General features: G+C 60.0%; 25 protein-coding genes. 12 read left to right on the top strand and 13 right to left on the bottom strand.

Annotated features, from left to right (window positions below; genetic code table 11):
• The first annotated feature begins 102 nt into the window (after positions 1 to 102).
• Both AB7951_RS19245 and AB7951_RS19240 read left to right on the top strand, forming a co-directional pair.
• Positions 103 to 1,770: an AMP-binding protein gene (locus tag AB7951_RS19245; protein ID WP_439062734.1), complete on the top strand. Its 1,668-nt coding sequence runs from the start codon at positions 103 to 105 to the stop codon at positions 1,768 to 1,770.
• Between the two features lie 34 nt (positions 1,771 to 1,804).
• Positions 1,805 to 2,263 (top strand): RidA family protein, encoded by a 459-nt coding sequence (locus AB7951_RS19240; protein WP_089267412.1) that lies wholly within the window; start codon positions 1,805 to 1,807, stop codon positions 2,261 to 2,263.
• 6 nt (positions 2,264 to 2,269) lie between these two features.
• Here AB7951_RS19240 and AB7951_RS19235 read toward each other — a convergent pair whose 3' ends face one another.
• Positions 2,270 to 3,070, bottom strand: a complete 801-nt coding sequence (locus tag AB7951_RS19235) for an AraC family transcriptional regulator (protein WP_439062625.1) — start codon at positions 3,068 to 3,070, stop codon at positions 2,270 to 2,272.
• Between the two features lie 63 nt (positions 3,071 to 3,133).
• On the opposite strand from AB7951_RS19235, the gene AB7951_RS19230 reads away from it, so the two are divergent.
• Both AB7951_RS19230 and AB7951_RS19225 read left to right on the top strand, forming a co-directional pair.
• A complete protein-coding gene (locus tag AB7951_RS19230; RefSeq protein ID WP_089267410.1) occupies positions 3,134 to 4,312 on the top strand; it encodes an MFS transporter in 1,179 nt (392 codons plus the stop codon).
• A 224-nt stretch (positions 4,313 to 4,536) separates the two neighbouring features.
• Positions 4,537 to 5,652: a helix-turn-helix transcriptional regulator gene (locus tag AB7951_RS19225; RefSeq protein ID WP_120288989.1), complete on the top strand. Its 1,116-nt coding sequence runs from the start codon at positions 4,537 to 4,539 to the stop codon at positions 5,650 to 5,652.
• Positions 5,653 to 5,881: 229 nt separating this feature from the next.
• On the opposite strand, the gene AB7951_RS19220 is transcribed toward AB7951_RS19225, so the two are convergent.
• A complete protein-coding gene (locus AB7951_RS19220) occupies positions 5,882 to 7,105 on the bottom strand; it encodes a polyhydroxyalkanoate depolymerase (protein WP_120288990.1) in 1,224 nt (407 codons plus the stop codon).
• A gap of 179 nt (positions 7,106 to 7,284) precedes the next feature.
• On the opposite strand from AB7951_RS19220, the gene AB7951_RS19215 reads away from it, so the two are divergent.
• The gene (locus AB7951_RS19215) at positions 7,285 to 7,938 is read left to right on the top strand and encodes a glutathione S-transferase family protein (protein WP_093760630.1); all 654 of its coding nucleotides are present in this window, start codon (positions 7,285 to 7,287) and stop codon (positions 7,936 to 7,938) included.
• Positions 7,939 to 8,212: 274 nt separating this feature from the next.
• On the top strand, positions 8,213 to 9,352 hold the full coding sequence (locus AB7951_RS19210; RefSeq protein WP_120288991.1) for a hypothetical protein: 1,140 nt from the start codon (positions 8,213 to 8,215) through the stop codon (positions 9,350 to 9,352).
• Positions 9,353 to 9,401: 49 nt separating this feature from the next.
• Here AB7951_RS19210 and AB7951_RS19205 read toward each other — a convergent pair whose 3' ends face one another.
• Positions 9,402 to 9,611, bottom strand: a complete 210-nt coding sequence (locus tag AB7951_RS19205; RefSeq protein WP_120288992.1) for a hypothetical protein — start codon at positions 9,609 to 9,611, stop codon at positions 9,402 to 9,404.
• 118 nt (positions 9,612 to 9,729) lie between these two features.
• On the opposite strand from AB7951_RS19205, the gene AB7951_RS19200 reads away from it, so the two are divergent.
• Positions 9,730 to 10,110 carry a hypothetical protein gene (locus tag AB7951_RS19200; RefSeq protein WP_199712045.1) on the top strand — a complete coding sequence of 127 codons (381 nt, stop codon included), beginning with the start codon at positions 9,730 to 9,732 and terminating at the stop codon, positions 10,108 to 10,110.
• A 12-nt stretch (positions 10,111 to 10,122) separates the two neighbouring features.
• Here AB7951_RS19200 and AB7951_RS19195 read toward each other — a convergent pair whose 3' ends face one another.
• The 3 genes from AB7951_RS19195 to AB7951_RS19185 all read right to left on the bottom strand — a co-directional run bounded on the left by AB7951_RS19195 (position 10,123) and on the right by AB7951_RS19185 (position 13,740).
• Entirely contained in the window at positions 10,123 to 11,316 is a 1,194-nt protein-coding gene (locus AB7951_RS19195; protein ID WP_441256025.1) for an ABC transporter substrate-binding protein, read from the bottom strand.
• 198 nt (positions 11,317 to 11,514) lie between these two features.
• A complete protein-coding gene (locus tag AB7951_RS19190; protein WP_120288995.1) occupies positions 11,515 to 12,741 on the bottom strand; it encodes an ABC transporter substrate-binding protein in 1,227 nt (408 codons plus the stop codon).
• Positions 12,742 to 12,912: 171 nt separating this feature from the next.
• Entirely contained in the window at positions 12,913 to 13,740 is an 828-nt protein-coding gene (locus AB7951_RS19185; RefSeq protein ID WP_120288996.1) for an enoyl-CoA hydratase/isomerase family protein, read from the bottom strand.
• A 179-nt stretch (positions 13,741 to 13,919) separates the two neighbouring features.
• Between AB7951_RS19185 and AB7951_RS19180 the strand changes: the two genes are divergently transcribed.
• Together AB7951_RS19180 and AB7951_RS19175 are read left to right on the top strand one after the other, a co-directional pair.
• A complete protein-coding gene (locus AB7951_RS19180) occupies positions 13,920 to 14,855 on the top strand; it encodes an SMP-30/gluconolactonase/LRE family protein (RefSeq protein WP_068732201.1) in 936 nt (311 codons plus the stop codon).
• A 70-nt stretch (positions 14,856 to 14,925) separates the two neighbouring features.
• The gene (locus AB7951_RS19175) at positions 14,926 to 15,519 is read left to right on the top strand and encodes a GNAT family N-acetyltransferase (RefSeq protein WP_120288997.1); all 594 of its coding nucleotides are present in this window, start codon (positions 14,926 to 14,928) and stop codon (positions 15,517 to 15,519) included.
• Between the two features lie 3 nt (positions 15,520 to 15,522).
• Here AB7951_RS19175 and AB7951_RS19170 read toward each other — a convergent pair whose 3' ends face one another.
• Positions 15,523 to 16,101: a TetR/AcrR family transcriptional regulator gene (locus AB7951_RS19170; RefSeq protein WP_120288998.1), complete on the bottom strand. Its 579-nt coding sequence runs from the start codon at positions 16,099 to 16,101 to the stop codon at positions 15,523 to 15,525.
• 203 nt (positions 16,102 to 16,304) lie between these two features.
• Here AB7951_RS19170 and AB7951_RS19165 point away from each other — a divergent pair, with 203 nt between their 5' ends.
• Positions 16,305 to 17,444, top strand: coding sequence for an MFS transporter (locus AB7951_RS19165; RefSeq protein ID WP_068732205.1), 1,140 nt, complete (start codon positions 16,305 to 16,307; stop codon positions 17,442 to 17,444).
• Between the two features lie 3 nt (positions 17,445 to 17,447).
• Here the strand turns inward: AB7951_RS19165 and AB7951_RS19160 are convergent, their stop codons facing one another.
• From AB7951_RS19160 to AB7951_RS19135, 6 genes are all read right to left on the bottom strand, one after another.
• Positions 17,448 to 18,425 (bottom strand): PDR/VanB family oxidoreductase, encoded by a 978-nt coding sequence (locus tag AB7951_RS19160; protein ID WP_120288999.1) that lies wholly within the window; start codon positions 18,423 to 18,425, stop codon positions 17,448 to 17,450.
• A gap of 12 nt (positions 18,426 to 18,437) precedes the next feature.
• Complete coding sequence (locus AB7951_RS19155) at positions 18,438 to 19,193, bottom strand: GntR family transcriptional regulator (protein WP_120289000.1); 756 nt, start codon at positions 19,191 to 19,193, stop codon at positions 18,438 to 18,440.
• Positions 19,194 to 19,197: 4 nt separating this feature from the next.
• Complete coding sequence (locus AB7951_RS19150) at positions 19,198 to 20,247, bottom strand: aromatic ring-hydroxylating oxygenase subunit alpha (protein ID WP_120289001.1); 1,050 nt, start codon at positions 20,245 to 20,247, stop codon at positions 19,198 to 19,200.
• 193 nt (positions 20,248 to 20,440) lie between these two features.
• Positions 20,441 to 21,283, bottom strand: coding sequence for an AAA family ATPase (locus AB7951_RS19145; RefSeq protein ID WP_068732213.1), 843 nt, complete (start codon positions 21,281 to 21,283; stop codon positions 20,441 to 20,443).
• Between the two features lie 94 nt (positions 21,284 to 21,377).
• Positions 21,378 to 21,620, bottom strand: a complete 243-nt coding sequence (locus AB7951_RS19140; RefSeq protein WP_068732215.1) for a GlsB/YeaQ/YmgE family stress response membrane protein — start codon at positions 21,618 to 21,620, stop codon at positions 21,378 to 21,380.
• A gap of 217 nt (positions 21,621 to 21,837) precedes the next feature.
• A complete protein-coding gene (locus AB7951_RS19135; protein ID WP_441256024.1) occupies positions 21,838 to 23,754 on the bottom strand; it encodes a diguanylate cyclase in 1,917 nt (638 codons plus the stop codon).
• Positions 23,755 to 24,058: 304 nt separating this feature from the next.
• Between AB7951_RS19135 and AB7951_RS19130 the strand changes: the two genes are divergently transcribed.
• On the top strand, positions 24,059 to 25,240 hold the full coding sequence (locus AB7951_RS19130) for a vWA domain-containing protein (protein ID WP_068732219.1): 1,182 nt from the start codon (positions 24,059 to 24,061) through the stop codon (positions 25,238 to 25,240).
• Positions 25,237 to 25,650: a rhodanese-like domain-containing protein gene (locus tag AB7951_RS19125; RefSeq protein WP_068732221.1), complete on the top strand. Its 414-nt coding sequence runs from the start codon at positions 25,237 to 25,239 to the stop codon at positions 25,648 to 25,650. Before AB7951_RS19130 ends, AB7951_RS19125 begins: the two co-directional genes overlap by 4 nt.
• The last annotated feature ends 7 nt before the right edge of the window (positions 25,651 to 25,657 follow it).

The raw sequence follows: 25,657 nt of genomic DNA, 5'->3' as shown, positions 1-25,657 counted from the left end.
CGAAAATTTCGGCGTGCCGCAAGACTCCGCAGTTGCGGAAAACTGTTTTAAGTCTAAAATGATATTTGGATGACGTTGCCGGGCATCTGACGTGACGGGAGCATTGCAATGGCCGCTGATACTCAGCTGACAAAGCCTTATACGGCGCATGTTGATACGTTCGCGCGGGACAATATGCCCCCGCCGGAACAGCTACCGGAGTTTCTGTTCACCCGGCCAGAATTTCACTATCCGCCGCGCATCAATTGCGTGGTGCCGTTTCTTGATCGCTGGGTCGCCGAGGGGCGCGGCGATGCGCCGTGTATGATCGGGCTAAACGAGAGCTATACCTATCGCGAGCTGTATGAGCTCGTGAACAAAATCTGCAACGTTCTGGTCAACGAGCTTGGCCTGGTTACCGGCGGTCGCGTGCTGCTGCGTTCGGCCAACAATCCGATGATGGTTGCAACCTATCTCGCCATCATCAAGGCCGGCGGCGTTTGCGTGTCGACCATGCCGCTGCTGCGCGCCAAGGAATTGTCTTATCCGCTGCAGAAGGCGAAGATCTCGCTGGCGCTGTGCGACAGCAAGCTGTCCGACGAGATGGAAAAGGCTAAGGCGGTTTCGCCCGAACTCAAGCGCGTCGTCTATTGGGGGGCCGGTGAAGCCGAACTCGACAAGATGATCGCCGAGGCCAGCCCGGAATTCACCGCCGTCGATACCGCCTCGGATGATATCTGCCTGATCGCCTTCACGTCGGGCACAACGGGCGACCCGAAGGGCACCATGCATTTCCACCGCGACATGCTCGCGGTGTGCGACGGCTTTGCGCGCAATGTGCTACGCGCCAGCCCGGAAGATCGCTTCATCGGTTCGGCGCCGCTGGCCTTCACGTTTGGCTTTGGCGGCGTACTGTTCCCGCTGCATATTGGCGCGTCCTTCGTGGTGCTTGAGAAGGCTGGTCCCGACGAGCTGCCTGTGGCCGTTGCCAAGCACAAGGTGACGGTGTGCTTCACCGCGCCCACCGCCTATCGCGCCATTCTCGGCAAGATCGACCAGTACGATCTCTCGACGCTGCGCAAATGCGTCTCCGCCGGTGAGACGCTGCCGAAGGGCACTTACGATGCATGGCTGAAGGCCACCGGCATCAAGCTGATGGATGGCATCGGCGGCACCGAAATGCTGCACATCTTCATTTGCGCCATTGAGGAAGAAATCCGTCCGGGCTCCACGGGTAAGCCGGTGCCCGGCTATGTGGCCAAGATTATCGACGACGAAGGCAACGAAGTGGCACCCGGCACGCTAGGCCGTCTCGCCGTGAAGGGCCCGACGGGCTGCAAGTATCTCGCTGATCCGCGTCAGCTCAAATTCGTGCAAAACGGCTGGAACATCACCGGCGATACGTTCCTGATGGATGAGGACGGTTACTTCTGGTACCAGTCACGTTCTGACGACATGATCGTGTCGGCGGGTTACAATATTGCCGGCCCCGACGTTGAAGCTGCGTTGCTCACCCATGAAGCCGTGGTCGATTGCGGCGTTGTCGGTTGCCCCGATGCCGATCGCGGCATGATCGTGAAGGCTTATGTCGTTCTCGCTCCCGGTCAGGCAGGGAGCGACGCGCTGGCGACCGAGTTGCAGAATCACGTGAAGCGCGAGATCGCGCCTTACAAATATCCGCGCGCCATCGAGTTCGTGACGCAACTGCCCAAGACCGAGACCGGCAAGCTGAAGCGCTTTGCGCTTCGCCAGCAGGCCGCGGCGGGCGCGTCACCGACCGTTGCTGCATAAGTTTGAAGACGTTTCTTTCAGGGAGGATTGCCCGGTGAATGCACCAAAGGGCCCGACATTGACCGTGGTGCCGAACGCAAAGGGCGATGTTGCAGCATCCGTTTCGCGCGCATTGCAGCCGAGTGGCTGGCCGAAGCCCAAAGGTTATGCCAATGGCATGACGGCAGATGGCCGCATCGTCGTGACCGGTGGTGTAATTGGCTGGGACGCCGAGGAGAAGCTGAAGCCGGATTTTGTATCGCAGGTTCGTCAGGCACTGCAGAACATTTCCGACATCCTCGCGGAAGGTGGCGCGAAGCCCGAGCATCTCGTGCGGCTGACCTGGTATGTCGTCGATATGGAAGAATATCTCGGCAATCTGAAAGCGCTTGGTCAGGCCTATCGCGAGATCTTCGGTGCACACTATCCGGCCATGGCGCTGGTGCAGGTCGTGCGTCTGGTTGAACTCGCTGCGCGCGTCGAGATCGAGGCGACTGCGGTGGTGCCGCGCTAAGCGGCGCTACTTCGCCTCGATAAACTCTGTCGGGCTCTTGCCCGTCACTTGCCGGAACGCGTGCGAAAACGCCGAGAAGCTGGCATAGCCGAGATCGGCAGCGAGCTGCTTCACCGAGGCGTTGCGGTTCATCGACAGGCGTTCGATCGCCTCCGCGATCCGCGCGCGTTGACACCAGCTCTTGAAGCTCAATTGCGTCTCTGCCGAAAAAAGCCGCGATAGTGTACGTGCCGACGTGCCGACAGCGCGCGCCAAAGTTTCGATCTCGTAAGCCTGCGTCGGATCGGCCAGCACCATCTCCGCGGCGCGTCGGCAGCGCGGCTCTTGCGGCAGCGGCATGAAGGTCGTGGGATCGCCCGCCTGATGCAGTTCGAGCATGGCAATCTCGATCAACAACCGATTCCGTGCGACGTCATCGCGCCCATCGAACAGCGCCAGGATCGACTCGTGCAACAGGCGCGACACGCGAACCACGAACTCCGCTGCGAGATCGCCATTGCGTCGATCCCGTGCCAGCCAGTCGACGTTGAAATACAGCGAGCGCATCTCGATGTCGGCCAGAACGTCGATAGCGTGGGGCAGGTGGGCCGGCACCCAGACCGCGCGATCCGGTGGCACCAGCCAGCGGCCCTTCGGAGTCGTAACCTGCATAGTGCCCGCAGCGGCGAATACGAGTTGCGCCTCGCGATGGGCATGAGTGTCCAGCCGGATACCCTTGGGGTAGCGCGTCGCCAGGATGTGGACACCGTCGGTCGCCGAGCGCCGGCGCTCCGATAAGTCCAGGATTGGCGGTTCTGCGACATTCATTGGCAACATCCCGTTAGAGCAAGCTCATATAACGGCATTCCAAGGTTGCCAAGGAATCGATTCATGAACGTCCCCAGCCGGGTCATCACCCTCGTTAATGTCGCCCATTTCATCGACCACTACGCGATGCTGATCTTTGCGGCAGCGGTGCTCGTGATGGGTCCGGCCATGAATATGACCTATACCGAGCTGCTGCCCTATGCGACGCCGGGCTTCATGGCGTTTGGGGCCGGCTCGTTGGTGACCGGTTGGCTCGGGGACCGCTGGAGCCGTCGCCATATGATGGTGATCTTCTTCTACGGCATCGGTCTGTCGATGATGGCTGTCGGCCTGGTGCAGACGCCTTTGCAGCTTGGTGCGGCGCTGTTCTCGGTTGGCCTGTTCGCGTCGATCTATCATCCGGTCGGCACGGCGATGATCGTCTCCTATGCCGACAAGCTCGGCAGCGCGATGGGCATTAACGGCGTGTTCGGCAATTTCGGCGTGGCGTCTTCCGCACTGATCACCGGCGTACTCGGTCAGTTCCTCGGCTGGCGCTGGGCCTTCATCATTCCCGGCCTCGTCACTGTTGCAGCTGGTGTTGTCTTCATGCGCGAGGTCGCACATGAAGATCGCTCGGGATTCAAACAGGCGGCGGCGCAAGCGCGCGTCGCGAAGTCCGACATGTGGCGTGTGATCCTTGCATTGTTGGTCACGGTGGTAGCGATCTCCACCGTCTTCAACGCCATCACCGTCGCGCTGCCAAAACTGTTTGCCGAGCGTTTGTCCGACATGACCGACAGCCCGGCATTGCTCGGCATCATTGCCGCCTGCGTTTATGTCTTCGGCGCGGCAACCCAGTACAACATCGGCAAACTGATCGATAAGCACTCGCTGAAGGCGGTGAGCGTTCCGTTGTCGCTGGTGCTCGCGCCGTTCCTGTATTTCGCAGCGTCGCAATCGAACATCTCACTGATTGTCGTCGCGATCGGCATTATCATTGGTCTGTTCGGGCAGATCACCGTCAACGAGGCGATCGTCGGCAAGTATACAAGCGAGGAGTGGCGGTCGCGCGCCTACGCCGTGCGTTATTTCGTTGGCTTTACCGCAGCGGGAGCCTCGGTCGGGCTTGTCGCGTGGTTGTACGAGCAGGGTGGCTTCATCATGATGTTGCACGCCTTTGCCGCCTTGTCGGCGCTGGTGATCGTCGCTGCATTGATTTTGCCGCGGGAGTTGCCACCGGCAAAAGCACCTCTGGCGTAAAACTTCTCGCTTTACACTGGCGAGCAGCGCGGGACCGGTCTAGTTAGGCAGTGAATACCATTCGCCTCCTGAACGGCGGCTGGCGAAAGTGGCATTTCGCGCACATCAGCATCGTGGTCGCAGATTTCCGAATGGTCTCGGGAATTGTCTGGTGTCTGCGGTGTTGCATGATGGGTGCTGCTTTCTCACCGTGATGACCGAGACGCGAGCCGCCGGAAACCGTGTTGCTGGATACATCCGTGAATTTTGAAACGCTCGTCGACGAGATTTATGAAGCGGGAGTTTTGCCGGAGCGTTGGCCGCAGGTGTTCGATCGCCTGGCGGCGATGGCAGATGCCGAAGGTGCGATGATTTTCGCATCCGCGCCCGGCATTCCGCGGTGGACGTCATCTGAGAGAATTCGCGAGCGGATCGATCGTTGGACCAAGAGTCCCTATGCGACCAAGAATCCACGAAGCGCCAGACTAATCGCGGAAAACGAGCCGTGGTTTCTGACGGACCTGGACCGGTTCACGATGGAAGAACTCGACAATGAGAGCTTCTATCGGGACATTCTCCGGCCGGCGGGTCTCGGCTGGTGCGCTGGTACCTCGGTACGGTCTCCCTCCGGTGATACGCTCGTGATTTCGGTAGAGAAGGCTTACGCCAAGGGGCCGGTTGAACGCGCTGTAGCAGATCAACTGGATGGCCTCCGGCCTCATCTGGCCCGCGCGGCGGTGTTGTCTGGTCGTCTGGGCTTCGAACGTGCCCGCACGGCAGTTGCGACACTTCAGATGATTGGCCTTCCCGCGAGTGCGGTCACTCAGGAGGGGCGCGTTATCGCGGCCAATCCTGGGTTCATTTCCAGCACGACGATTGTCGGCGTTGGCGCGCAGGATCAGGTGCAGTTCGCCTCGCAGGTCGCTCAGACCATGTTTATCGAGGCGCTGAGCAAGCCCTTGTCTCTGTCGAAAACGGGCCGTTCAATTCCAATTTCTGGGACTGAGCACAGCCCACCCTTGATCGCGCATGTGCTGCCCCTCCGTCTGGCTGGCCTCGATATTTTTGCGGGCGCTATGTCGATCCTGCTCCTGACGCCGATCACCCACCAGCAGCGCAGCCCGGGTCCGGAGCTTCTGCAGGCTTTGTTCGATTTGACGCCGGCTGAAGCGCGGATCACCAGCCTTTTGATCGATGGCAACTCAGTCACCGCCATCTCGAAAATGCAGAGCGTCAGCTTGAACACCGTGCGGACCCAGCTGAAATCCGTCTTCTTGAAAACCGGCGTCGAGCGGCAGGTGGACCTGGTTCGGCTTCTGGGCCAGCCGCGAGTTCAATTGATCCCGGACCGGGACGCCTGAAAAATCCACGAAAAAGGCCGGCACGATGGCCGGCCTTGATGCGTAAGTATGTCCGGTGAAAAATCGTGCAGTCGTCAATACACGGTCCGCCGAAGCGGTAATAAGAAACCGCTGCTATGCTGCTGAAGCAGCGGCGAAACAATTCCCGGTATCGACGTAGGTTATTCCTGCGACATCCGCGTCACCAATTTGGGTGAAGCGCCCGACTATTTGTATACAACGCAGGGTTTCATGAATTCACGTGAACAAAATCCCGCAGCAGCGGGTAGATCTCGTTGTTCCAACGGCGTCCGCTGAATACACCGTAATGGCCGACACCGGCCTGCATGTGATGGACTTTGCGATAGGCTCGCACGCCGGTGCAGAGATCCTGGGCTGCCAAAGTCTGGCCGATCGAGCAGATATCGTCCTTCTCGCCCTCGACGGTCATCAGCCCCATGCGCTTGATCGATGCGCAGTTCACGGTCCGGCCCTTGTAGGTCAGCTTGCCCTGCGGCAGCAGGTGCTCCTGGAATACGTCGCGGATGGTGTCGATATAGAACTCTCCCGGCAGATCCATCACCGCGAAATATTCGTCATAGAACGTCTTGATGACGTCAGCCTTCTCGGTCTCGCCCTTGGCGAGATGATTGGCGAGATCGACATGTGACTTGATGTGGCGCTCGAGATTCATCGAGACGAATGCAGTCAACTGAATGAAGCCGGGATAGACCTGCCGGAACGCGCCTTTGCACTGGAACGGCACGTAGTTGATCATGTTGTCTTCGAACCACTTCAACGGCTTGCTCTTGGCGAACTCGTTGACCTTGGTCGGCTGAATGCGCGTATCGATCGGGCCTGCCATTAATGTCAGGCTTGCCGGGCGGGCGGGGTGGTTGTCTTCCGACATGATAGCTGCTGCAGCTAGCGCCGACACGGATGGCTGGCAAATCGCGACCATGTGCGAACGCGGGCCGAGCTCGTTCATGAATGTGATCAGGTGCTCCGTATATTCGTCGAGGCCGAACTTGCCCTGATCGAGCGGTATGTCGCGCGGGTTGTGCCAGTCTGTGATATAGACGTCATGATCCTGCAGCAGGGTCTTCACAGTGCCGCGCAGCAGCGTCGCGAAGTGGCCGGACATCGGCGCCACCAGCAGCATGCGTGGCTGCTCCGGTGCATTCTCTTTCTTGAAGTGCAGCAGCGATCCGAATGGCGTCTTGAAGGTGACTTCTTCCGTCACCTCATGCTCGGCGTTGCCGACCATCACCTTGCCGATATCGAATTCGGGCCGATGATAGGTGAGCGCGGAGCGTGAGATCAGCTCAAGTGCTGCCGCGAGGCGGCCGAACAGTTTCTCGGACGTGCCGGCCGGGACGAGATTGAGGTACTTCAATGCGGCAGACGCACCGGTGCGCCAAGGTGCTGTCAGATCCATGTGATTCTGGTAGGCCTGATACATCATTGACATCATCCGGAGCTATCCCTGCTGTGTTGCTATGCAATATTGAAGCCAGAGAAGAGTCAATTCGTCTGGAAAACTGGCACGTGGTTTGCTGAATAAAATTAAAGCAGCACAAGCAATGGGCAGCCGGGAACCGGTTACCCCGAGAGCTGACCGGCTGCCTGGGTTCGGGCGTAAGGGGATAAGTCATGGCCAACGCGACACTCACCATCAGCAGCAAGAACTACTCGTCGTGGTCATTGCGAGGGTGGCTGCTGACAAAATTCTCAGGCCTTGAGTTCGACGAAGTCGTTACGGCGCCGGACGATGCCTCCGCCAAGGCCGAGATCCTGTTGCTGTCCTCATCGATCCTGGTGCCCTGCCTGCGCCATGAAGGGGCGGTGGTCTGGGATACGCTGGCAATCGCCGAATATCTCAACGAGATCATGCCGGAAGCAAAGCTATTGCCGGCGGACCGCATCCTGCGGGCGCATTGCCGCTCGATTTCGGGTGAAATCCATTCCGGCTTCACGACATTGCGAGCGTCGCTGCCGGTCAACATCAAGGGGCATTTTCCGAACTTCAAGGTCTGGTCGCGCGCGCAAGCCGATATCGACCGGATCTGCACAATCTGGCGCGAGTGTCTGTCGAAGTCCGGCGGCCCTTTCCTGTTCGGCACCCGCAGCATGGCGGACGCCATGTATGCGCCGGTGGTGACGCGCTTCGCGACCTATGACGTCAAGCTCGATCCGCAGCTATCAGCCTATGCCAGCATGGTGATGAACCTGCCCGAAATGCAGGAATGGATTGCCGCGGCCAGGCAGGAGCCTACCGATATCGAAGAGCTCGAGGTTGAGTACTGATTGATAGTTCGGCAACGCCATGCCGGCTTACGGATCGGGCAGGGCGTGCTCAACTTGTATCCAGAATTTGTAGCGCTCGCCCGGGGATTTGCGCGGTTTGGCCGCCAGATGACCTGCTAACGAGCGCGATTGGTATCAAAACGCCTTTGACGCCAGCTGGCGCGATTTTCGCATAGCAGCAATTTCTCGCGAGCCGCATTGCGTTGGCTGCCGATCGATTGCACGCCAATCACAGTTCGGTCCCCGGGTGTTTTTAAACTCGTTGGAGGATCCCATGAATGTCCATGCTGCGATCGACCTCAAATTGCCTAACCTGACGCACCCGAACGGCGACCCTCTCCGTCTGAATCATGGGGATTTCGTAGCGATCGATCGGCACAAGGACACGACATACGAGGCAACCTATCGCCCGCAGGCACTTTATAGCCGCGCCAATGAGGGCTTTCACGCCAACAATGAAACCTTCCTCCTTCATGAGGTCGCGACCAATCTGCCGATCTATCGCGAAGACACCGGCCCTACCGACTTCCATTTGCATCTTCCACCAGGCGGCTTCCAGCTCGTGCTGGTCACGTCGGGCATGTTCACCTTCGACTACGACGGCCGCTACTACAATGTCGGCCCCGGGGCGGTGATGCTGCAGAGCGCGATCGTGCATCGTCAGCTGTTCTACACCTGGTCAGGTCTGTCCACGGAGGAGAACCTGAAGACGCCGCAGACGGTGGTGCCAGATCCCCTCTCCATGGGCTACTCCGGCAAATTTCTCGAAGCCTTCGTAACCGATCCGACGACCTTCCCGAACCCGACAATCGTGGGTCCGGATCAGATCAACGAAGCCGAGACACCACGTGTGGCCTGGACCCATGCGCTGCATGATCGCCCCGACGACGCGGGCTTCTGGCTTCAGGATCCGCTGGCGCTGGACGCGCTCTTCAAGCTGCTGGCTGATGACACCATCAAGTCGGCGGCGCCCGTCTATGTGCGCGATATTGGCATCGAGGCACCGAGCGGGCATCTTGTCACCGGTCACATCATCGCAACCGATCCGCATGGCAAGTCCCTCTTGCCGAAGAGTTCCTCGGCGGCCGTGGATGCCGCCTCTTTCGCGAAAGGCGAGGTTGTCATCTATCGCGTCATTCGTGGCATGGCGGAATTCAGGGATAGTGCCGGAAAGACGTTCGAACTTGCGGCCGGTGACGTGGTGACGGCGGGCAAGAATTCGACCAGCCTCATCGGGATGGGCGAAAATACGCAAGTCCTCCGGCTTGGCCTGCTGAAAGGCATGGAGCAGCTTCGAAGCTGGACGCCGACCCAACGCGATGAAATCGACGGCCTGGCGGCCAAGATCATTACACAGAAGGACATCCGTCCCCTGCGGACCGAGGGCAAGCCTGTCGGCTATCTGTACGCGTAAGCGCTCGTCGGCGCAGTGCACCGCCGCCCCTGAAGCAGGTACACGGCGCTCACGCTGTACGTGGCAGCCGCCATCCGACCACGCGTGCCTCGACCATGCTGCCTGTCTCGGCATTGCGCCATTCGCCATCAATGAACTGGCAAGGGAAGGGCAGCTGATAAGTGCCGCTGTGGTCCTCGCACAACACTTGCACCGCCTGATCAGGTTCAGGATCACCCTGGCCATCGAATTCGGCCAGCCGTCGTTCACGCGTCGCCATGAGGTGCTCCGGTCCAAGGAACGGGCGGACATCTTCTTCGTTCCCATCACACCTGGTTGACAGCCGGGCGCCAGCACCGCTTGGTCTTGGCGGCATGACGGACATGATGGGGAAAACGATGCGCGGCCGAACAATCCTTGCGATGACATTGCTGACCATTTTGGGCGCCGCCAAGGCGCAGGCGCAGGATGTGCCGGGAATCGAGATCTGCACGGTCGAAAAGAACATGGAGCGCCGCACCAGCTGCCTGCAAAGCAACGTCAATTTCCTGCAGCAGACGTTGGGCAAGCTGCGGCTTGATCAGCAACAGCGGCTGGATGCGGCCAACCGTCAGGTCGAGGCGCTAAAGGCTACCGTCGTTGCCCTGCAGAAGACGGTGGAGGAGCTGCAGGCGGCGCAGAAGAAGCCGGCGCCGGCTGCGAAGGAAGCTCCGGCTGCCGCGAAAGACGCGCCGGCGGCCAAGGATGCGCCAGCGCCTGCCAAGGATGCAGCGAAGTAGGGCGCTCTCGTCCTACTCGCTGCTCAGCACGGGTCCGAACAGTTCCCAGCGTTCGCCCTTGAAACGCATCATCTGCAACTGCTGCAGCGGGCTGTAGTCGGTTGGGCTGGTCTTGACGCGGGTACCGGGCAGGAAGATGCCGACCTCATAGTCGAGACTGGTGGCCTGCTTCATCACGTTCTCCCGTGTGAGCGTGTCGCCGCAACGTTCGAGAATATGCGCCAGTGTGCGCGCGATGCCGAAGCCGTACAGCGTGTAGATGTCGTTCTTGTCGCCGTCGGGATAATACTTGTCCATGAAGGCAAGCCATTCCTTGATGGTCGGATCGTCCTTCCACTGCGGATCGGTGGGGTCCTTCATATAGGCTGCGCTGATCACGCCCTGCGCATTGTCGAAGCCTGCGGGCTTGATCACCGAGCCGACCGATTGCGACACGTTGACCAGCATCTGCACCGGCTTCCAGTTCAGCTCGGCCACCTTCTTGATCGCCTGCGCGGCGAACTTGGGCGAGGCGATGTTCAGGAACACATCGGGATTGGCGGTCCTGATCTGGACGATCTGCGAATCTACTGTCGGTGAGCTGGTCTCGAAGCTCGCCTGTACCGTGATCATCTTGTCGGCCTTGTCGCCGAGTCCTTCGCGTACGCCGCTGAAATAGTCCTTCCCCATGTCGTCGTTCTGGAACAGCACGCCGATCCTCGCATCGGGATGGCTCTTCAGAATCCATGCAGCCCAGATGCGCCCCTCATTGTGGTAGCTGGGCGACCAGCCCATGGTCCACGGGAAGTGCTTTGGGTCGGCCCATTTCGAGGCGCCGGACGATACGAAGAGATGCGGCACTTTCTTGAGGTTCATGTATTTCTGGATCGCGGAATTGGTCGCCGTGCCCAGCGGATTGAACAACAGCAGCACTTCGTCGCTCTCGACCAGCTTGCGCGCCTGTTCCACCGTCTTTGGCGGCGAGTAGGCATCGTCATAGCTGATGAAATTGATCTTGCGGCCGTTGATGCCACCTTGGTCGTTCAGCATCCTGAAATAGGCCGCCTCGGATTTTCCGATCGAGGCATAGGAAGATGCCGGCCCGCTATAGGGCATGATGTTGCCGACCTTGATCTCGGTATCGCTGGCGCCCGGATCGTATTTCTTCTGCGCGTGAGATGGCGTAGCGAGCGCGCCGAACATGAGCGCGGAAAGCGCGAGAGACATCCCGCGAGCCAGTGTCCTGTGCATCGTTTCCTCTGACGTTCTGTATGTCCGCGGTGCGGTTCATCTGGGTGGACCATCGATCGCCGCGGCTTGCGTCGAGTATGCACGATTGAGGAGAGGGGGCCAGCAACGAGAGCGCGTGGCTCAGCACGCGTGCGTCCCCTCTGGCTCAGGAGAGGGGACGCCGGAGCGTATTGCTTACGAGTTCTTCTCGCCGGACATCAGCGGGCCGAACAGCTCCCAGCTTTCGCCCTTGAACCGCTGCATCTGAAGCTGTTCGAGCGGGCTGAAATCGGTCGGGCTGGTCTTGATCTTGGTGCCCGGCAGGTAAATGCCGATTTCCATATTCAGGCTCGCCGCCTGCTTCATGATGTTTTCGCGGGTGAGGTCATCGCCGCATTGCTTGAGCACCTGGACGATACCTTGCGAGACGCCGTAGCCGAACACGGTGGCGCCGTCTTCCTTGTCGCCTTCGGGATAGTATTTGTCCATGAAGGCCGACCATTCCAGCATGCCCGGATCGTTCTTCCATGTTGGATCCTTGGGATCCTTCATATAGGCCGCGCTGAGCACGTCCTGCGAGTTGGCATAGCCCGCGGGCTTCATCACGCTGCCGACAGATGCCGAGACATTGGTGACGATGTGAACGGGCTTCCAGCCCATCTCGCCGACCTTCTTGATCGCCTGTGCAGCGAATTTTGGCGTGGCGATGTTGATGAAGACATCCGGATTGGCTGCCTTGATCTGCACGATCTGTGAATCCACCGTCGGTGACGCCGTCTCGTAAGGCACCTCAGAGACGATGTAATCTTTGACCTTATCGCCGAAGCCTTCGTGCAGTCCGATGATGTAATCCTTGCCGAAGTCGTCATTGGCATAGAGCACGCCGACTTTCTTGCCGGGATGATTTTTCATGATGTATTGCGCGTAGATGCGCGCCTCGGCCTGGTAGCTCGGCTGCCAGCCCATGGTCCAAGGGAAGTTCTTCGGATCGGCCCATTTCGCGGCGCCCGTCGAGACGAATAGCTGCGGCACCTTCTTGGTGTTCATATATTTCTGGATCGCCGTATTTCCCGGCGTGCCCAGCGGGTTCATGATGAACAGCACTTCATCATTCTCGACCAGCTTGCGCGCTTGCTCCACCGTCTTCGGCGGGCTGTAGCCGTCGTCATAGCTGATGAAGGTGATCTTGCGGCCATTGATGCCGCCCTTCTCGTTGATCATCTTGAAATAGGCGGCCTCGGTTTTTCCGATCGTCGCGTAGGAGGACGCCGGGCCGCTATACGGCATGATGTTGCCGATCTTGATCTCGGTATCGGTGGCGCCAGTATCGTATTTCTTCTGCGCGTGGCTTGCGGTGGACGTAAGCGCTACGACAACGCCGGCGAGCAAAGTCACTCGCAGAACTTTCCAGTCATGCTGCATGGTCAAGTGTCCTCCCTGTGGTTCGATCAACCGCATCGGCCGGTCTATGCAGGCTTTTGTGATGCGGCTCGAATGCCGGGAGTATGCACCAAGCCTTGAAGTTGGAAAGCTGACTTAATCAGCAAAGCATGACGCGGCGCACAACACCGCGTCTATGTTTGTGCGTCGCGCTCACTTGCCAGTGAATTTGGCTGGGCGCTTTTCAAGAAACGACGCCATGCCTTCGCGGAAATCCGCTGTGCGAAACAGCGGCAGCAATTGCAGGAACACGTGATGGACGTGGTCGCCAAAGCTCTCGGACAGACCTGAGCGCATCATGCGTTTGGCGGCCTGCACTGCGAGCGGCGCATTGGCGGCAATCTCGGCCGCCACTGCATTGGCGCGCGTCATCAATTCCGCATCATCAACCACCTCGTTGGTAAGGCCCATTTCGAGGCTTTCGCGCGCCGACAGTGTGCGGCCTGTGAAGATCAGCTCGGCTGCCTTGGCCCAACCAATCATCCTCGGCAGAAACCAGGTGCCGCCGGATTCAGGCACCACGCCACGTTTCACGAAGGCCGCGGCGAATTTGGCACTCTCCGCCATGATGCGCATGTCGCAGCCGAGTGCGACGTCCATGCCATAGCCGGCGGCGGCACCATTCATGGCGCAGATGGTCGGCTTCTCCATGTTGAACATCACGATCGGGGGCGCTGTCTTCAGATCGAGCGTGGTGCGGCTGTTGTTGGCATCGTTGGCGGAGCCGATGCCGGTGCCCTTGGTGGCGCTGGCCATGTCCAGCCCGGCGCAGAAGGCGCGGCCGGTGGCCGTCAGGATCACCACGCGGACTTCGGGATCAGCGTCCGCTTTCAGAAACAGATCGCTGAGCTGCGTCAGCATCTCGCGTGAGATCGTGTTCAACCGTTGCGGGCGATTGAGCGTGACGGTCGCGATCCCGTGCGCGACAGAGTAGAGCACTTCGTCATCGGCTCCAGGCGCAACTGCGGGGGTGGTCGGCATCGGTTTCCTCGGACTTTTCGCGTTATCGTTGATTGCAGCTAAAGCCGAATGGAAATTCCACGCAAGTGGCCATGCATTTGCGCGGCTTGGCAGCGCCGGACATGTTTGCTCTACTTTCGTCACGCTGCGTCGCCCACCCAGGGTGCGATAACAAACCAAGAAAATGTCAGGGAGTTTCCATGTCCAGTCCCAACATCCGCGTCCTCGCCACCGATCTCGCATTCCCCGAAGGCCCGGTGGTGATGCCGGACGGCTCCGTCATTCTGGTCGAGATCCGTGCGCAGCAACTGACGCGGGTGTGGCCCGATGGCCGCAAGGAAGTGGTCGCGAAAATCCCGGGTGGCCCGAACGGCGCTGCGCTCGGTCCGGACGGCAAGATGTATCTCTGCAACAATGGTGGCTTCAGCTGGGCGGCGTCGCGCGGCGCCATCATGCCTGGCGCGCCGGAGCCGCATGAATATATCGGCGGCTCGATCCAGCGCGTGGACCTCTCTAACGGCAAGGTCGAAACCCTGTTCGACAAATGCGGCGCGCATCCGCTGAAGGGACCGAACGATCTGGTGTTCGACAAGCAGGGCGGGCTCTGGTTCACCGATCTCGGCAAGCGTCGCCATCGCGACATGGATGTCGGCGCGTTCTATTACATGAAGCCGGGTGCGACCGAGGTCGTCGAAGGGCATTTCGGCATGTTGCCGGCCAATGGCATCGGCCTGTCGCCGGACGAGAAGACCGTCTATGTGGCCGAGACGCCGACGGCGCGGTTGTGGGCCTTCGACGTCGGCGCGCCGGGCGAAGTGAAGCCGAGCGAGGTGATCTATCGCGGCGAGCGCGGCCGTCCCATCGCGGGCCTTGGCGGCTATCAGATGTTCGATTCTCTCGCGGTTGAAGCCTCCGGCAATGTCTGCGTTGCAACGCTGGTCAGCGGCTGCATCTCGGTGATTGCGCCGGATGGAAAATTGGTGGAACAGATACAAACTGGCGACCGCGTCACCACGAATATCGCATTTGGCGGCCCCGAGCTGAAGACGGCCTATATCACGCTGTCAGGCAAGGGCGAGCTGATCGCAATGGATTGGCCGCGCGGTGGCTTGCCGCTCAATTTCTTGAACAAGTAGCCCGAGCGCGATCAGCAAAAGTGGAAGCCGGTTTTGCGTCCGATCGCGCGTCTAGAACGAAGGAAGACCGATGCCGTGGCTTGAACCCGTTACGCTCTCTGGCCCTCACGCCCGGCTCGAACCTCTTGCCAAAGATCACTGCGATGGCCTGATCGAGGCCGCCAAGTCAGGCGACCTTTCGAAGATCTGGTACACCGCGATCCCGACGCCGGAAAAGATGAGCGCCGAGATTGACCGTCGGCTCGCTCTGCAGGCATCAGGCGCGATGCTGCCATTCACGGTGAAGGATGCCGACGGCAAGATCGCTGGCATGACGACCTATATGAATGTCGATGCCGCCAACCACCGGGTCGAGATCGGCTCGACCTGGTATGGCAAGTGGGTGCAGCGCACCGCGCTCAATACCCAGTGCAAGCTCCTGCTGTTGCAGCATGCTTTCGAAAAGCTGGATTGCATCGCGGTGGAATTCCGCACGCATTTCTTCAACCACCAGTCCCGTCGTGCCATCGAGCGGCTCGGCGCCAAGCAGGACGGCATCCTGCGCAATCACCAGATTGCGCCGAACGGCACGCTGCGCGACACGGTTGTCTATAGTATCTTGCCCGGCGAATGGCCGACGGTGAAGGCGCATCTGACCTATCAGCTGGACGAGAAGCCGCGCTGACGATCAACTGGCAGCACGTCGCTTGCGGGCAGGCGGATAAATCCGGTCAATCAGGCGATTGCAATAATCGGATGTCGGTATTTGTTCGCTGAACAGCGCGCGATAGATGATCGGCGCCACCACATGGTCGATCACCTCGTCGATATCGAACGGCGTCTCGCCGCGCGCTTTGGCACGCGCGTTGATGGTGGTGAGGTGATCACAGGTGAAGCCTGCGCAGGCGCTGGGCAGTCCCTCCTTGAGGGCCGACAGCACGTCCCGCATCAAGGCCTGGCCGACCGGAGATGACATCTCTTCGGCATATTGCTCGATGAAGGCGCGCAGATCGGTTTCGACCGCGCCAGTGTCGTCAGGATCCGCGATCGGCCGCAGCCGCGCCACGGCGACGTCGGCGAGCAGCGCGGAGAGATCGCCCCAGCGCCGATAGATGGTCGATGGCGTCACGCCAGCCTCGGCAGCGATCTGTGGCACGGTGATCTGGTTTCGGGTGGAAAGAGCCCCCAATTTGCGGACAGCATCATGCACGGCGCTTTGTATCCGCGCGCTGCGTCCACCGATCCGGACCCGTTCCTTCACCGTCACATCGTTCTCCCACGGTCGCGCCTGTGCGAAAAACTGAGATTCTTAACGCAAAATATTTGCATTAAGCTCTCGGGCGACCTAGATGCCTAATGCAATTACTTAGCTTTTAGGAACGAGCCATGCAAGGCAGCGCCGAAAAGACGTGTGTTTCCAATGCTCAAGCATCACCCGCCAGAGCCGGTTGGGTGTTGAAGCCATCGGCCATGACGGCATTCAGTTTTGCCGGGGCCGCGCTGGTCGCGGCCAGCAGCAGCGCGGTGACGCCGCTGTACCGGCTCTACCAGCAGTCGATGCATCTCTCGCCGCTGATGATCACGCTGGTATTCGCGGTCTATGCGATCAGCCTGCTGGTGGCGTTGCTGACGGTCGGCGGCCTGTCCGATTATATCGGACGCCGTCCGGTCATTCTCGGCGGTCTGCTGCTCAATGCCATCGCGATGGTGCTGTTCTCCTATGCCAGTGATGTCGGGCAATTGATCCTCGCGCGTGCCGTGCAGGGCCTGTGCGTCGGCACGGCGACAACGGCATTGGGTGCTGCGATCCTCGATACTGACCGCAAGCGTGGACCGCTCCTCAACAGCGTGACCGCCTTTCTTGGCCTGATGGTCGGCGCGCTCGGCGCGGCGGCGCTCGTCACCTTCGCGCCCGATCCGCTGCATCTGGTCTATGAGGTTCTATTCGCGCTGACGGCCGTGATGATTGTGCTGCTATTCGTGATGCCCGAGACCGTGTCGCGTAAATCGGGCGCGCTGGCTTCGCTGCGGCCGCATGTGCGCGTGCCCAGCCAATCGCGCGCCGCGCTGCTGCGCGTTGCACCGGCCACCGTCGCCACATGGGCGTTGGGCGGCTTCTCTCTGTCCTTGATGCCCACGGTGGTCGCAACAACGATGGGCGTCTCCGCGCCTTGGGTCGGCGGCGTCGTGGTCGCGACCCTGATGCTCGCTGCAGCGCTGACCGTGGCCGCCCTTAGGCAGCTTCCGGCGCAGCGGTTGCTGGTGATTGGCACGGCCGCACTGTCGCTGGGCGTCCTCGTCTCGCTGCTCGGCATCTGGCAGCACAGCGTTGCGATGCTGTTTGCCGGTTCGGTGATCGCAGGTTTCGGCTTCGGCGCGTCCTTCGCCGGCTCGCTGAGCACGCTGCTGCCGACCGCCGAGGCGCATCAGCGCGCCGGTTTGCTGGCGGCGTTCTATGTGTTGTCCTATCTGGCCTTCAGCCTGCCAGCACTCGCTGCAGGTGTGGCTGTGCCATATGCCGGACTGGCCGTCGTGGCCTATGTCTATGGCGCCGTGGTCATCCTGCTCGCGATCATGTCGATGATTGCGTCGCTGCGCGGTGAACGCTGACGGTCAGACAGCGTCCGGCTGATACAACGTATCCACCGTCACTGTGCCGACGACGCGCGAGACGCAGGGACAGATCTTCGTATTGCCGCTCTTTTGGTGATCGCTGAAGAACACGTCGCGATGATCGATTTCGCCGTCGATGGCGAGGACGTCGATGGCGCAGACACCGCATTCGCCGCGTTCGCAGTCCGACATCACCTCGAAGCCGGCCTCGTTGAGTGCTGCCAGCATCGAGCGGCTTTGCGGCACTACGATCTCCGCGCCGCTGCCTTTCAACCGAACGCGAAATTCCGTAGTTGGCAGGAGACCGCTGGAGCCGAATGTTTCATAGCGCAGATCAGCGGGCGCGCGCCCGGCAGTGTTCCATTCGCGCCGGGCTGCTTCCAGCATCCGCATCGGGCCGCAAAGGATGACGATGGCATCGGGAGGCAAGGCAGCAAAGGTCGTGGCGAAATCCAGTCGTGCGCCTTCATGGCTCGCGTGCACCGTCAGGCGGTCGCCGAGCAGCGTCGATAGTTCATCGAGATAGGCGGCTTCGCTGCGGGCCTTCACTGCATAGTGCAGCTGCAGATCGATGGCTTTGCTGTGGAGCGCTGCGGCAATGCCGGTGATCGGCGTGATGCCGATGCCGCCGGCGATCAGGCAGTATGTCCCACGATTCCAGTCGATGTCGTAAAGCGATGACGGGCTGGAGATTTCAAGCCGCGCGCCGACCTGCAGTGCCCACATGGCTTTGGAGCCGCCGCGGCTATCCGGTGCCAGCCGCACCGCGATCCGCAGCAACTCGTTGCTGCGTTCTCCCACCAGAGAATAGGATCGCGTCTGTGGCTGGCCGTCGATCAGGAGGCTGACATTGATGTGGCTGCCGAGAGGGTAGGACGGCAGCGGTGTATCCGGCTTCAGCGTAATCTCGCGAATGTTCGGCGCCACATTGCGCGTGGCCTCGACGCGACATCCCATCCAGTGTTCTGCAAAACGCATGAAAGGTCTCCGTCAATCCGCCGGTGTCGAGGTCAGTAATGCCAGTGCAGGCAGCAGATCGAGATGATTGCGATTGCGCAGTGCCAGCCGCAGATTGCGCACGGCAAGCCGCGCGTGCTCACGCATGATCGCCTCTGCGCGTGCTCCTTCGCGATTCTCGATGGCGTCGACGACGATGCGGTGATGTTCCTGGCCGATCAGCAGGATGTTGTGCGCTTCCGGCAGCGCTGACTGTGCCATCACGAAGGCGCTGGGCGAGGCAAAGGGCATCGCCGAAACACGATCTATCTGCCGGATCACCGGCGCGCTGCCGGAGAGGTCGGTCAGCAACGCATGGAAGCGCGCATTCATGGTGACATAGGCCGAGAAGGCCTCCACGGAGATCGGATCCTGCCGCACCAGTTGATCCAGATCCGACAGACATTCCTTCAACGGTTCGAGATTGCGCGCGCTGGCGCCGCGCTCGGCGGCGAAGCGCGCCGCAAGGCCTTCCAGCGTGCCGCGCAACTCAATGGAGTCGAGAATATCGCGCTCGGAAAACGCCTTCACCATGAAGCCGCCGGATGGGATCGCCTGCAGCAGGCCTTCGTCCTCCAGCCGCACCAGCGCGAGGCGCACCGGCGTGCGCGAGACGCTGGTGATTTCGACAGCCTGCAATTCGCTGATGCGTTCGCCCGAGCGCAGCGTGCCGGACAGGATCATGTCGCGCAGTGCGAGCTGCGCGCGGACGGTCTGTGAGACGGAGCGTTCGGTATCGCGTTCGCTCATGATTTTACTCTGCCGCCTGCAGTTTGGGTGGCGTACTTTCCTTCGCCACCATGCGGTCGATCACCCGTCGGCACCACATCGCGCCGGCATCGATGTTGAGATTGTAGAAGACGCGGTCGGGATTCTCGTTCATCGCCTTCTGCTGCGCTTCGAGAATGATCTCGTCCTCGCGGAAAATACCCGCGACGCCTTCGCGGATTTCCGTGGTGATCTTCTGCTCGGTGATGCGGTGGTTGCGCACAAAGGCCCAGAAATAGTGGCAGGTGGTCTCGGTTTCCGGCGTCATGGTGTTGAGCACGAAGCCGTTGACGCCCTGCGAGCGATCGCCTTCCGGTGCGCCGGTTCCGGCCGGTGCGACGCCGACGTCGATATTCACCGTGCTCGGCGCCTGGAAGTGGATGATCTGCCAGCGATCGACCGGGCCGGGTTTCCGCAGCTGCGCAGCCCAGAATGGGGGCGCTTCGATGCCCTTCATCCAGCGCGTCACGGTGACGGTCTTGTCGCCATGGGTGACATCGAAAGGAGATTCAGCGACGTCGTCCTGGCCGATGCTGGAGCCGTGCACGAAAGTCTCGTGGGTGAGATCCATCAGATTGTCGACCACGAGGCGGTAGTCGCACTTCGCGTGAATCGTCTTGCCGTCGCCGGCCCATTCCGGATCGTCATTCCAGTGCATGTCCGGCACCAAAGCGGGATCGGCCAGCGCAGGGTCGCCCATCCATAGCCAGATGAAACGATGCCGTTCGATGACGGGATAGGAGCGCACGCAGGCGGAGGGATTGATGGTCTCCTGCGAGGGCATAAAGGTGCAGCGGCCTTGCGCGTTGTATTTCAGGCCGTGATAGCCGCAGACCACCGTGTCGCCCTCGAGACGTCCCTTGGACAGCGGCACCAGCCGGTGCCAGCAGGCATCCTCCAGCGCGCTGACGCCGCCATCGGAGCGTCGATAGATCACCACATGCTTGCCGCAGATCGTGCGCGGGAAAAGCTGGTGCTTGATGTCGGCATCCCAGGCGGCGGCGTACCAGGCGTTCAGCGGGAATGAAGCGGGCATCGTATTCCTCCGTGGCGCAGTTCTTGAGTCCTGTTTGTATACAGGGATGGCGTTTGAAGGGACGATATCTCAATAGAACGGGGATTAGAACCAGTTTATGTATACTGAAATTGGAAAATATCTCTGGAATAGGTATTAAAAAACCGCCCCTGAGGGCGGTTTTTCGTGAAGGCTGTATACCTCGATGGTGGGATCAGACTTCCCGTCTGTTCAAAAACGCCAGCCGCTCGAACAGGTGCACGTCCTGCTCGTTCTTCAGCAGCGCGCCGTGCAGCGGCGGAATCAGCTTGCGCGGGTCGCGCTCCCGCAGCATCTCCGGCGACATATCCTCATTGACCAGCAGCTTCAGCCAGTCGAGCAGTTCCGACGTCGATGGCTTCTTCTTGAGGCCGGGCACATCGCGCACCTCGAAGAAAATACGCATCGCTTCGGCGACGAGGCGATGCTTGATGCCGGGGAAGTGGACCTCGACGATCTGGTTCATGGTGTCGATGTCGGGGAACTTGATGTAGTGGAAGAAGCAACGGCGCAGAAACGCGTCGGGCAATTCCTTCTCGTTGTTCGATGTGATCATCACGATCGGGCGCTTTGCCGCCTTGATGGTCTCGCCGGTCTCGTAAACATGGAATTCCATGCGGTCGAGCTCGAGCAGAAGGTCGTTCGGGAATTCGATGTCAGCCTTGTCGATTTCGTCGATCAGCAGCACCGGTCGCTCTGCATGGGTGAAAGCTTCCCACAGCTTGCCGCGCTTGATGTAGTTGCCGATATCCGAGACGCGGGGATCGCCGAGCTGGCTGTCGCGCAGGCGCGAGACGGCATCGTATTCGTACAGGCCCTGCTGCGCCTTTGTGGTCGACTTGATGTGCCAGGTCAGCAGCGGTGCGCCCAGCGCCTTGGCGACTTCTTCGGCCAGTACGGTCTTGCCAGTGCCCGGCTCGCCCTTCACCAGCAGCGGGCGTTCGAGCACGATAGCGGCATTGACCGCGACCTTGAGATCATCGGTCGCGACATAGTTTTCGGTGCCGGTAAATTTCATGGAGACTTTGCCTTGTTCTTCTTGTCGCGCGGACGCGCGCCGCCGAAAATGATGGGAATCGCGGTAGGCGATCGCAGAGTGAGGGGATGCGACGTCAGCGCCGGATCAGCGACAGGATGACGAGCACGATCACCGCGCCGATGGTGGCGTTGATGATGTCGCGGATCGCCCCGACGCCAAGGCTCACACCCAATCGCGGCAGCAGCCAGCCAGCGACCAGTGCGCCGATGATGCCGATTACGATATTGCCGAGCAGGCCGAAGCCGGCGCCACGAACGATCAACCCGGCCAACCAGCCGGCGATGGCACCGATCAGCAATGCTGCGAGAATTCCCATGGATCAATCCTTCGCGGGCGACATCAAGTGACGCGCCATTCCTGTTGTGATCATCAGCCGTCGGCCAATTTGGCCAGCCGGCACGTTTCCGGGCGAAGTTTAATTGAATTATTGGTCAGGTCCAGCCACCATTCCGGGCACTTCACGGGACCTTTTGCGATGACGAAGAACATATCATGGCGGGGAAAAGCCGGGCGGTCTGGCGGCAATTGGAGGATCAGCCGTTGTGCGAAAAGCCTGCGCTGAAATATTCGCGTTGCAGCGCCGAATTGGCGACAACGCAATCTCGACCACGTCGTTTGGCCTCGTAAAGCGCCAGATCGGCCTCGCCGACCAGGACGGCTTCGTTCGAGGTCAGGCTGTTCCGGCTGGCGACGCCGACGCTGATCGACAGGTGGCCACGGGTTGATGCCATATTTGGAATCTCCAATGCCCTGACCCGAAGACGCAGGGCTTCCGCGATTGTGATCGCGTCGGCCTCGGATACGTCCGGCAAAACGATGGCGAACTCCTCGCCGCCATAACGTGCGGACAATGCCGGCGTATTGATCGTGGCATCGGCAATGACGGCCGCGACGCGTTTGAGGCATTCGTCGCCGGCCTGATGGCCGTTGCTGTCATTATAGCCCTTGAAGTTGTCGACATCGATCAGCAGCACCGACATCTCGTCGTGCTGCTCAAAGACGCGGCGCAGAAAGCCGTCGAGTGTGCGGCGGTTGGCGAGCCCCGTCAGCCCGTCAGTGGTCGCGAGTTCGGCGAGCTTTGTATTCAACGACGTCAACTCGTCCTGCATGCTTTTTCGAAGGGTGACGTCGCGTAGCACGCCTACGATTTCGACCTTGTCGCGATCGATCTCGCGGGTGGCCAGTTTGAAGTTAACCTCCACCCAAGCGAGTGAATGGTCGTCACGATAAGTTCGAAAAATCACGGTGCGGTTCGCTGTGAGATCTTTTAATTGCGCGCTGGCCGCCTTCACGGCTTCCACATCCTCCGGGTGCACCAGTTCGAAGCAGGAGCGCCCGAGCAGATCTTTCGGATTATGCCCCAAAACGAATTCGACCGAATGCGAGACGAAGACGATATTTCCAAAGCGATCGAGCAGGATAATAACATCGGCGATGTTGTCGGCGAGCAGGCGATAGCGGGACTCGCGCTCGCGGAGCGCGTGTTCCATGTTGAGCCGGAAGCGAAACTGGGTCGATAGCAGGGCGGCGAGCAGGATCACGGTGCAGAGCAGGACTGAAGCAACGATAACGTCGGACAGCAGGTTGCTCTTCCATATGGCCAGCACCTGATCCTCGGGAATCGCAACTGTCACGATCAGCGGATACTGCGTGGTTTGCTCGTAGCTGAAATATTTGGTGATACCGTCAAACGGCGAATCGATCTTGTAGAAGCCTGCCAGACTCTGTTTCAGACGGGTCTGAATGAGTTGAGTTCCGGAGAGGTCCTTTCCAACCTCCATCGATGGCCAGTGAATCAGCAGTATGCCGTCGCTTCGGATCAGGCTGATGCCGCCGCTCTCGCCGATCTGGAATGTTTTGTAGAAATCGCTGAAGTACTGGTTGTCGATTGCGCCCGTCAGCACGCCTTTGAAGGTGCCGTCGGGGCCGTCGATCCGCTTCGACAGGATGATTGATGTACGGCCGGTTAGCCGCGACGTGATGGGGGCGTTGATCCTGATATTGGAGTCGGTGTGGTCGCGATGATAGGTGAAATAGTCGCGGTCGGAATTATTGTGCGTTGACGTTTCCGGCAGCGAGGAATAGCGCCAGTTCCCAAGCGTATCGAATACACCGATTTCGCGCAGCTGTGGCAGTGCATTCGCCGTGTTGGCCAGAAACGTGTTGAAGCGATCCGGCTGCGGGTTTTGGTACTTCAGCAGATCCGCCATCCCGCTCATGGCGATATCGATGGCCTGTATCGAGCGCGAAGCATGTTCGACCAGCGAATGTGCGAGGTTTCGACTGTCGGTTTCGCTTTGCGCCAATACGGTCTGGCGGGCATCGAGCGCCTTCCAGACGACAAGCCCGAGCACGCACGCGCTCATCGCCAGCACGAACAGCGTGACGATCACACCTGGCGCGGAGAGTCGGCTCGGCGAACTGCTGGTCAGTGTCGTGGGTACGGTCATTCGATTCTACGTTGACAGCAAAACAGGCCATCACCATGGCCGTCGTTGCTTTCACGATAGCTAAGAATGCCCGCCGATGGCGGGACACCGCGCTGCGTGGTTACTGACGCCGGAATTGTTGAAACAAATACCTGCAATCTGACAAGCGATTGCTTCACCATGCCGCGGAGCGGAATTCGCCCCGGTTTGACTGATAAATCTCGCTTATTCCCGATATGCGCCGCGATGGCGCACCACGGAGCGGTGTAGGCTTCTACCACATCCGGCCCTTGACGGACGCGGGTGGTCGGGCAATCTGTCAATCATGTTCTTGCAATTCTTCACATCGCTGCGCGATGCACAGGTCCCGGTGACCCTGCGCGAATATCTCACGCTGATGGAGGCGCTCGACGCCGACCTCGCTGATCAGTCGGTGGAGAATTTCTATTATTTGTCCCGTGCAGCGCTGGTGAAGGACGAGCGCAATCTCGACAAGTTCGATCGGGTGTTCGGGACGGTCTTCAAGGGGCTTGAGAGCCTGCTCGACGCTATGGAAAAGGCGGAGATTCCGGCCGAGTGGCTGAAGAAGCTCGCCGAGAAATATCTCACCGAGGAAGAAAAGAAGCAGATCGAGGCCATGGGCTGGGACAAGCTCATGGAAACCCTGCGGAAGCGCCTTGAAGAGCAGAAGGAACGTCATCAGGGCGGCAACAAATGGATCGGCACCGCCGGGACATCACCGTTTGGTGCCGAAGGCTACAATCCCGAAGGCATCCGTATCGGCCAGGAAAAGAGCCGCCACCGGCGCGCGGTGAAGGTCTGGGACAAGCGCGAGTTCAAGGATCTCGACGGCAACGTCGAGCTTGGAATCCGCAATATCAAGGTGGCGCTGCGCCGTCTGCGCAAGTTTGCCCGCACCGGTGCGCCGGATGAACTCGATCTCGACACCACGATTCGGGAGACCGCCAATCACGGCTATCTCGACGTCCACATGCGTCCGGAACGGCGCAACGCGGTCAAGGTGCTGGTGTTCTTCGATATCGGCGGATCCATGGATTCGCATATCGAGCAGGTCGAGGAACTGTTTTCGGCGGCGAAGAGCGAATTCAAGCACATGGAGTATTTCTACTTCCACAACTGCCTCTATGAAGGCGTGTGGAAGCAGAACAAACGTCGCTTCACGGACCGCACGCCGACTTGGGACGTGCTGCACAAATATGCCCATGACTACAAGATCGTGTTCGTTGGCGATGCCTCGATGTCGCCTTACGAGATCATGGTGCCCGGCGGTTCGGTCGAACATGTGAACGAAGAGTCCGGCTCGGTCTGGCTGGAGCGCATCACGCAGACCTATCCGAATGCGGTGTGGCTCAATCCTGTCGCCAAGCGGCACTGGGATTACTCGGAGTCCACGACCATCATTCGGCGACTGTTCTCGGAACGGATGTATCCGCTGACGATTGAAGGTCTCGAAGGTGCAATGAAGGAACTGGTGCGAAAAGCATGACGCAGACGATTACCCGCGGCTACAAGGCGCTGCTCGACGAAGCTAACGCGCAGATCGAGACCATGAGCGTCGAGGACGTAATGAAAGCGGCGGAAAGCCCGGATGTGGTCATCGTCGATATCCGCGATCCCCGCGAGATCGAGCGCGAAGGCAAGATCCCGGGCTCGTTCTCCTGCACCCGCGGCATGCTGGAATTCTGGATCGATCCGGAAAGTCCCTATGGCAAGCCGATCTTCCAGGAAGACAAGAAATTCATTTTCCATTGCGCCAGTGGCTGGCGCTCGGCGCTGGCGGCCAAGACTGCAGCCGATATGGGCCTGAAGCCGGTGGCGCATCTGGGCGGTGGCTTCACCGCCTGGCGCAATGCGGGCGGCGCGGTCGAGAAGGTCGAGCCGAAGGCGTCGAAGTAATCGTAAC

Source organism: Tardiphaga sp. 285_C5_N1_2, from assembly GCF_052076065.1.
Taxonomy (GTDB): domain Bacteria; phylum Pseudomonadota; class Alphaproteobacteria; order Rhizobiales; family Xanthobacteraceae; genus Tardiphaga; species Tardiphaga robiniae.
This window is presented reverse-complemented; position numbering and strand designations above follow the sequence as displayed.